At 63.5% G+C, this 7,393-nt stretch carries 6 protein-coding genes and 1 pseudogene; 1 reads left to right on the top strand and 6 read right to left on the bottom strand.

Features of this window, described 5'->3' with window-relative positions:
- Positions 1-330: pseudogene (locus tag V6M49_RS07920) on the bottom strand (glycosyltransferase WbuB); the annotation flags it as partial.
- Complete coding sequence (locus V6M49_RS07915; protein WP_332760784.1) at positions 327-1,577, bottom strand: glycosyltransferase family 4 protein; 1,251 nt, start codon at positions 1,575-1,577, stop codon at positions 327-329. The pseudogene V6M49_RS07920 and the gene V6M49_RS07915, both read right to left, overlap by 4 nt.
- A gap of 913 nt (positions 1,578-2,490) precedes the next feature.
- Here V6M49_RS07915 and V6M49_RS07910 point away from each other — a divergent pair.
- Positions 2,491-2,994: a DUF3515 domain-containing protein gene (locus tag V6M49_RS07910; RefSeq protein ID WP_332760783.1), complete on the top strand. Its 504-nt coding sequence runs from the start codon at positions 2,491-2,493 to the stop codon at positions 2,992-2,994.
- A gap of 2 nt (positions 2,995-2,996) precedes the next feature.
- On the opposite strand, the gene V6M49_RS07905 is transcribed toward V6M49_RS07910, so the two are convergent.
- From V6M49_RS07905 to murA, 4 genes are read right to left on the bottom strand one after another with little or no spacing between them, the layout of a single operon-like run.
- Positions 2,997-4,145 carry a D-alanine--D-alanine ligase family protein gene (locus tag V6M49_RS07905; protein ID WP_332760782.1) on the bottom strand — a complete coding sequence of 383 codons (1,149 nt, stop codon included), beginning with the start codon at positions 4,143-4,145 and terminating at the stop codon, positions 2,997-2,999.
- Between the two features lie 2 nt (positions 4,146-4,147).
- Positions 4,148-5,197, bottom strand: coding sequence for an NAD(P)H-dependent glycerol-3-phosphate dehydrogenase (locus V6M49_RS07900; RefSeq protein ID WP_332760781.1), 1,050 nt, complete (start codon positions 5,195-5,197; stop codon positions 4,148-4,150).
- Positions 5,197-5,964 carry a lysophospholipid acyltransferase family protein gene (locus V6M49_RS07895; RefSeq protein ID WP_332760780.1) on the bottom strand — a complete coding sequence of 256 codons (768 nt, stop codon included), beginning with the start codon at positions 5,962-5,964 and terminating at the stop codon, positions 5,197-5,199. Before V6M49_RS07895 ends, V6M49_RS07900 begins: the two co-directional genes overlap by 1 nt.
- Before the next feature lie 10 nt (positions 5,965-5,974).
- The gene (gene murA / locus V6M49_RS07890; protein ID WP_056349177.1) at positions 5,975-7,300 is read right to left on the bottom strand and encodes a UDP-N-acetylglucosamine 1-carboxyvinyltransferase; all 1,326 of its coding nucleotides are present in this window, start codon (positions 7,298-7,300) and stop codon (positions 5,975-5,977) included.
- Positions 7,301-7,393: the final 93 nt, after the last annotated feature.

Here is a 7,393-nt window from a genome sequence, read left to right as displayed (position 1 = left end):
CAGAAAGGAGTCAGCCAGGTCCGGGCGGTTGGCAACCAAGGCGACATCCGCCATTGACCGTGCCTGCTCCGCAGACAAGCTGTCACGGGTCAGGGCACTTTCGAGGCGACCAACCACGTCACTCTGCTCGCCGCCGATCAGGCCGGCCAGCAGCACAGGGACCGCTACTGGATCCACGCCGGAGGTACGCCGCAATATCCCGGCTACGGGATGCACCAGGCGGGACGGCAGCCGGCGTGAAATCTGCAGCATAAGCAGGGCGGGATCATCCGTCAGATGCTCCCGCGCTGTCCCGGCAGCGAGGCGAAGATTGGTGAAAAGCTGCTTCATGTACGTGGACCACGCCTAGCTTCGAGCAGTCCCTGGATCAGCTCCATGTACTTTGCGGCGAGTAACGGGAAGTCCGCATGTTCTTTGACCCACTGGCGGCTGTCACTGCTGCGTATCAGCTGTCCGCGGTCCCTGGCCAGGGACTTCCACAGCTCGGCAACTGCTTCAGGGCTGCTGGGGACAATATCCCCGGCGCCGGATTCTTCCACGATCCGGGCAGCTTCTCCCTGAACGATGGCGGTGACGTGGCGGCCAATTGCCAGGACTTCGTACGTTTTTGACGGAACCGTCGTCTTGAAGGACTTCCAATCGTCCCGCAAGGACACCACGCAGGTGTCCGCGGATGCATAGCGGTCCATGACTTCCTGTCCGTGCAGGGAATCGTGGAAAGTGACAGGCGCATTCAACTCTTTGGCGAGCTTCTCCAGGGCAGGGCGCTGGACTCCATGGCCCACCATGTGGAGATGCATTGAATGGCCCACAAGGGCACTGGCTTGAATAGCGATTTCTAGCCGCTGGCTCTTACCGTGGTTACCCAGATAGAGTGCCTCGAATACCGCCCGCTCCAACGCCGGAGCCTCCAGTACAGGAAGTGTCTCCAAGCGGACACCATTGCTGATGGTGGCAACATTCTTTAGGCCGCGGTCGCGCAACGTTTCCGCAAAGCCCTCCGTCACCGTCACTACAAGATCAGCACGTCGCTGCACAAATTCGACTGCCCATTCGGCCAGGCTCTTGACCTTGCCCTGCACTAGGCGCGCGTCCCGGGCAAGGTCCGGCCAGGCGTCCCGCATTTCCACGACCAGCGGAATTCCGCGAAGCCGCGCAAGGACATAGCCGGAGCCCAGCATGGGGAGGCTCGGAGCCGTGACAATGAGGACGTCGGAGCGGCGGGTCAGAAGACCCAAGGGAACGGAAAGTACTGCCGAAAAGCATTGGTCGATAAATTTCGCAGCGTGGGAATTGCCGTGCCTCAAATAAGGAACGCGCCTGATCAGTTCGGAGTACTCGCCCTTCTGCGACAGCAATGCACGGCCCGCCACCCTGCGCGTGAGTTCCCGGCGCCCGTGAGGGGTGTGCGCCACAGGCGTCACGACGTCTATCTGCCAGCCGCCTATACTCAACTCCTTGACCAGAGCAGTCCATCGTCGTTGCGGGGGACTGCTCTCTGGCCAGTAGGAGTGTGTCAAGAGTGTGATTCGCGGTTTACGGCTCGCCGAGTCTGGCGTTTGTTTGGTATTCGCCATGGTCCGCCTGCTACTTCACGGACTTGGAAGGAACTCGGGTCCCTTTGGACCCCAGAACACGGAAGTAGGCCATGCCTGCGCCGATGAGAACGAGCACGGTCAGGAGCTGTACGTAGAGTGGGCTGCCGGTCGCTGTGGCAACCACGGCATCGATGGTCTTAGTTACTGGCTCGGGCAGCGCTATCGGTACAGCAGTCTCACTCGCTTCTGGCGTGATACTAGGTACCGGCGTGGCTGTGGCTTCGTCCGAGGCCGGAACGGCTACTTGGCTGTCTGCAGTCAACCCCTCGGGGATCCGCTGCTGAAGCCGCCTGGGCAATTCCGCGGGGGCTGATCCGGTGTCCGTCCCGGTTCCACCAGATTCTCCGGTTCCCGGGTCTCCACCAGAGTCGGTAGCTTCCCCACCGGGGTCAGTCACTCCACCGGGTTGGGCGACGTCCCCTCCAGGGGCGGTCACTTCACCGGGGTCAGTCACTCCACCGGGTTCGGTAACATCCCCACCAGGCGTAAGGTCTCCCGACGGCAGGGCCGTCGGAATGTCTACAACCACAGGAGTTTCCTCGCCATCGGCGTATGCGGCGGGAATCGTCGCACTGCCCATCAGCAGGGCCAACCCCACGGCCACTACGCATTGACGGGCCATGCCACTGATCTTTTTCACTTGATTGCCCCCCGGCTGCAGATTTTCTGGAAAGTTGCTGTACCACTTGGAATGCCCAAGTGGGACGCTATACGTCGTCGTACAAGCAAAGTCCAGTCACTGGACGTTCTAGCCCAGCTTACTTGATTCAAGCATTTACACAGACTCCGGTGTTCGATTTGCGGAGTACATTTCTCAGAAACGCGACGTACATGACGCCCGCTTTGACAGCCTGTGAAACCCCTCAGGACAGGTGAGCGATAGGCTGGATGGATGCGCAATCCCCGTCTTTCCTTGCCTGTCCGCGTGTCTGGAATCCTGCTGACTGCGTCCCTCGCAGGAGCCGTTCTGTCCGCCTGTGCCCCGACTGTGGATGTCACCGCCGCAGGCGACGCGGCGAACCCGGCCTGCGCTCCGATGATGGTGGCCCTTCCGGACGCCATCGGCGATGCTGCCCTGCGGAAAACCAACAGCCAGGCCACCGCCGCCTGGGGGGACCCGTCTCAGGTGATCCTGCGCTGCGGCGTCAACGTTCCAGGCCCGACGACGGACCGCTGCGTCAGTGTCAACGGCATCGACTGGGTCATCAAGGAGGGCGATCCGGTGTGGACACTCACTACCTTCGGCCGCGAACCCGCCACGGAAATCCTGATGGATCCGGAGATAATCAGCTCCGCAACTGTCCTGGCGGATCTTTCCGCCTCAGCCGGTAAGATCCCGGCCAACCGGAACTGCGTGGGTCAGGAAGACCTGCAGAACCTGCCCTCCAGCAAGTAGGACTAGCGCAGGCCGGTCTTCCGGTTCAGGGCCAGGTAGATCAGCTCATCGATCAGGTCCGCGTAGTCCAGGCCCGATGCTGCCCACATCTGCGGGTACATGCTCTTGGGCGTAAACCCTGGCATGGTGTTAATCTCATTGATAATCAGTTCGCCGTCGGGCGTATAGAAGAAGTCCACTCGGCTCAAGCCTTCCGCACCCACTGCGTCGAAGGCAGCTGCCGCAAGTTCCCGCACCCGCACGATGGCTTCCTCGGGGATGTCGGCGGGGCAGCTCAGCGCGGCGGCGTCGTCCTCAACATACTTCGCGTTGAAATCGTAGAATTCGTGCGTTCCGGCGGCGACGGAAATTTCACCGGGCATGGACGTCCGGGGGGAATCGGTCCCGCGTCCTTCTAGGACGGCACACTCAATCTCACGCCCGACGATGCCGGCCTCGATGACCAGCTTGAGGTCGTGGCGCCGGGCTTCCTCGACGGCGGCGTCGAGTTCCTCAAGCGAGTCCACCTTGGAGATCCCCATGGACGAACCCGCCCGCGCCGGCTTCACGAACACGGGAAAGCCGAGCTGATCCACCTGCTTGCGGACGGCCTCCGCGTCCTTGACCCACTGACGGTCCGTGACGGCGACGTAGGGCCCCACGTGCAGCCCGGCGGCCTCGAACACAACCTTCATGTAGTGCTTGTCCATGCCCACAGCCGACGCGAGCACGCCGGCGCCGACGTAGCGGGTGTCGGACAGTTCCAGGAGCCCCTGGATGGTGCCGTCCTCGCCAAAGGGACCGTGAAGCAGCGGAAACACAACGTCCACCGTGCCGAGTTCCAGCGGGACCTGGTTCGGTGAGGTGACGATCAACTGGTGCTCGCCGCCGACCTCAGCCAGTGTCACCGTTTCCGACGACGGCGGCACCTCCGGCAGAGACGACGCGGACAGCGACCACTGGGCGGTATCCCCCGCGACCAGCACCCACTGCCCCGATTTGGCGATGCCGATGGGGATGACATCGTACTTGTCTTTGTTGATGGCGCCCAGGACACCGGCGGCGGTCACGCAGCTCACGGCATGTTCACTGGACCGGCCACCAAAGAGGACCGCGACGCGGGGTTTGGCCCGGGGGGCTGAGTCCGCTGCGGCCAGGTTTTCATCGGACATCGTCAGTAATCGCCTTCGGGTTTCAGGTCCCGGGCCAGCAGCAGCGGCCCCAGTTGGTCAACGGACAGTTTGCCGGCCAGGACGGCAACGACGGCGGCGGTGATGGGCATGTCGACGCCCAGTTTCCCCGCTAGCTCGTGCACGGCCTGGCCGGATTTGATGCCTTCGGCTGTTTGGGTCATCTTCAGTGCCAGCTCGTCAAGAGTGAGTCCCTGGCCCAGCAACCGGCCGGCCGTATGGTTTCGCGACAGAGGCGAGGAACACGTCGCCACCAGATCCCCCAGGCCCGCCAGCCCGGCCATGGTCCGTGCCTCGCCACCAAGGGCAAGGGCGAGCCTGGATGTTTCGGCCAAGCCTCGGGTGATCACGGAGGCCTTGGTGTTGTCCCCCATCTGTTTACCTTCACAGATGCCCACGGCCAGCGCTATGACGTTCTTGACGATGCCGCCAATTTCCACGCCGACGACATCCGCCGTGGTGTACGGACGGAAGTACGGTGCGGTGCAGCTCCTCGCGATCCAGCCCGCGGCCGCCGCATCGGAACAGGCCACCACAGAAGCAGTCGGTTCCTCCCGGGCGATCTCCATGGCCAGGTTGGGACCGGAAACCACGGCAATGCGGTCCTTGGGAATCCCCAGTTCGTCGCTGATCACCTCACTCATCCGGGAGTCCGTGCCGAGCTCCAGGCCCTTCATCAGGGACACCACCATGGCGTCAGCGGCGATCAGCGGCTTCCATTCACGGAGCTGGAGTCGCAGTGACTGTGCAGGAACGGCCAGGACCACCAGGTCCGCGCCCGCCAGCACCTCGCTGACGTCTGTGGACGCTGTGATGCTGGGCGGCAGCTCTGTGTCCTTCAGGTACTGGACGTTTCGGTGCGTGCTGTTGATCTGCTCCACCACTTCGCTGCGCCGGCCCCAGATCCGGATGCTCCGCCGTTCCCCCGCTGCCCGAGCCGCATCGGCGAGGATCTTGGCGAACGTTGTACCCCAGGAACCGGCGCCCAGGACGGCGACAGACCGGGCGGAGCCCTGACGGCTTCCGTCAGCCATCAGGTGGCATCCGCAGCGTCGTCAGGATTGCCACGCTCAACGAAGCGACCGTGCGTGGCTTGATTGTGCTTGGAAGGGTCCCAGCGTTCGGCGGGAGCCTCCTCCCCGCGGATGTCGGCCAGCAAACCGGTCACGGCATCCATGATCTTCTCGGTAGCCGCGGTCAGCGTTGCTTTGTCCAGCGGCCGGCCCATGAACTGGCTGAGGTCAACGGGCTTGCCCACCATCACCCGGGACGTCCTGCGCGGGAAAAGGTGGAACCGCTTCGCATAACGCGGGAACACCTCATGGGCGCCCCAGTGCGCGATCGGCACCACGGGAATGCCGCCTTCCAAGGCAAGGCGGGCAGCGCCGGTGTGGCCCTTCATCGGCCACAGCGCGGGATCGCGGGTGAGTGTACCTTCGGGGTAGATGATGATGGCCCCGCCGTCCGCCACAATCTCCTGGGCGAGCTGCAGCGAGCGGTTCGCTCCCGCCGTCGAGCGTTCCACCGGGATCTGCCGGGTGGCCCGCAGGACCGCGCCCAGAACCGGAACCTTGAACAGCCCGGCCTTCGCCAGGAAGTGCGGGGCGCGGTTCTGGTTGTAGAGAATGTGCCCCACGATCAGCGGATCAATTTCCGTGCAATGGTTGGGCGCGGCAATAAACCCGCCGGCGGGGAGGTTCTCGAGGCCTTCCCACTTCTTGTTCATCATTGCGTTCAGCACCGTGCGCACTATGGCCGCGACCACAACGAAAGTGGCCCGGCTCTTGGCCGTTTCCTTCACGTACCCACCGCTACTTTGTCGAGGTGATGTCGAAGTCGGCGCCGAGGCCGGACAGCTTTTCGGTGAAACGTTCGTAGCCGCGGTTGATGATGTCGATCCCGGTCACGCGCGACGTGCCTGAAGCGGCCAGCGCCGCGATCAGGTGGCTGAAACCGCCACGCAGGTCCGGTACGTCGATGTCGGCGCCCTTGAGCTGGGTGGGACCGGAGATGACAGCGGAGTGGAGGAAGTTGCGCTGGCCGAAGCGGCACGGCACGCTGCCCAGGCACTCGCGGTGCACCTGGATGCTGGCTCCCATCCGGATGAGCGCATCGGTGAAGCCGAACCTGTTTTCGTAGACGGTCTCGTGGACGATCGAGACGCCTTCGGCCTGGGTCAGTGCCACCACCAGCGGCTGCTGCCAGTCGGTCATAAACCCGGGGTGCACATCCGTTTCCAGGACCAGCGGGTTGAGCTTGCCGCCCCGGTGGTAGAAGCGGATGCCGTCCTCGCCGATGTCCATGCCGCCGCCCACCTTCCGGTAGGTGTTCAGGAACGTCATCATGTCCCGCTGCGAGGCGCCTTCGACGAAGATGTCACCGCGGGTCACCAGTGCTGCCGAAGCCCACGACGCCGATTCGTTGCGGTCCGAAAGGGCACGGTGGTTGTAGCCGCCCAGGTCCCGGACGCCTTCAATGCGGATGGTCCGGTCGGTCTGGACGCTGATGATGGCGCCCATCTTCTGCAGCACGGCGATGAGGTCGATGATCTCAGGCTCGGTGGCGGCGCCGGAAAGCTCGGTGATCCCTTCGGCGCGGGTGGCGCTGAGCAGCACCTGCTCCGTGGCACCCACCGAGGGGTAGGGCAGATTGATCTTGGCGCCATGCAGGCCCTTGGGAGCCGAGATGTGAATGCCGCCCGGGCGCTTTTCCACCACGGCGCCGAACTGGCGGAGCACGTTCAGGTGGTAGTCGATGGGCCGGTCACCGATCTTGCAGCCGCCAAGGTCCGGAATGAAGGCCTCACCGATCGCATGGATCAGGGGTCCGCAGAGCAGGATGGGGATGCGCGAATCACCGGCGTGGGCATCGATCGCCGTGCTCGGGGCGGTTTTGGCCGCCTTCGGATCCAGGGTGAGGTCGCCGCTGACGGGATCCTTGACCACCGTCACTCCGTGCAGCTGCAGGAGCGAGGTGACAACCTCGACGTCCTTGATCTCCGGAACGTTCCGCAACACCGACGGCTCGTTGCCCAATAATGCTGCCACCATGGCCTTGGGAACAAGGTTTTTGGCCCCCCGGACGCTGACGCGGCCTGTAAGCGGGACTCCGCCGCGGATTGTCAGAACACTACTCATATACCGGTTTCCTTACGATTACTCGCCCCAAAATCCTTGCAAAGGCTCCAGCTAAGCATAGGAGGTTGCGTTACCGAACCGAAATACGGGCGC

It is taken from the genome of Pseudarthrobacter sp. (assembly GCF_036675385.1).
GTDB lineage: Bacteria > Actinomycetota > Actinomycetes > Actinomycetales > Micrococcaceae > Arthrobacter.
The sequence above is the reverse complement of the archived record's forward strand: the minus strand, read 5'-3'. Positions and strand labels throughout refer to the sequence as shown.

Bases quoted from the DNA above. Each gene is read 5' to 3' on its own strand.
- V6M49_RS07915 (WP_332760784.1), bottom strand. From the start codon at position 1,577: ATGGCGAATACCAAACAAACGCCAGACTCGGCGAGCCGTAAACCGCGA.
- V6M49_RS07910 (WP_332760783.1), top strand. From the start codon at position 2,491: ATGCGCAATCCCCGTCTTTCCTTGCCTGTCCGCGTGTCTGGAATCCTG.
- V6M49_RS07905 (WP_332760782.1), bottom strand. From the start codon at position 4,145: ATGTCCGATGAAAACCTGGCCGCAGCGGACTCAGCCCCCCGGGCCAAA.
- V6M49_RS07900 (WP_332760781.1), bottom strand. From the start codon at position 5,197: ATGGCTGACGGAAGCCGTCAGGGCTCCGCCCGGTCTGTCGCCGTCCTG.
- murA (WP_056349177.1), bottom strand. From the start codon at position 7,300: ATGAGTAGTGTTCTGACAATCCGCGGCGGAGTCCCGCTTACAGGCCGC.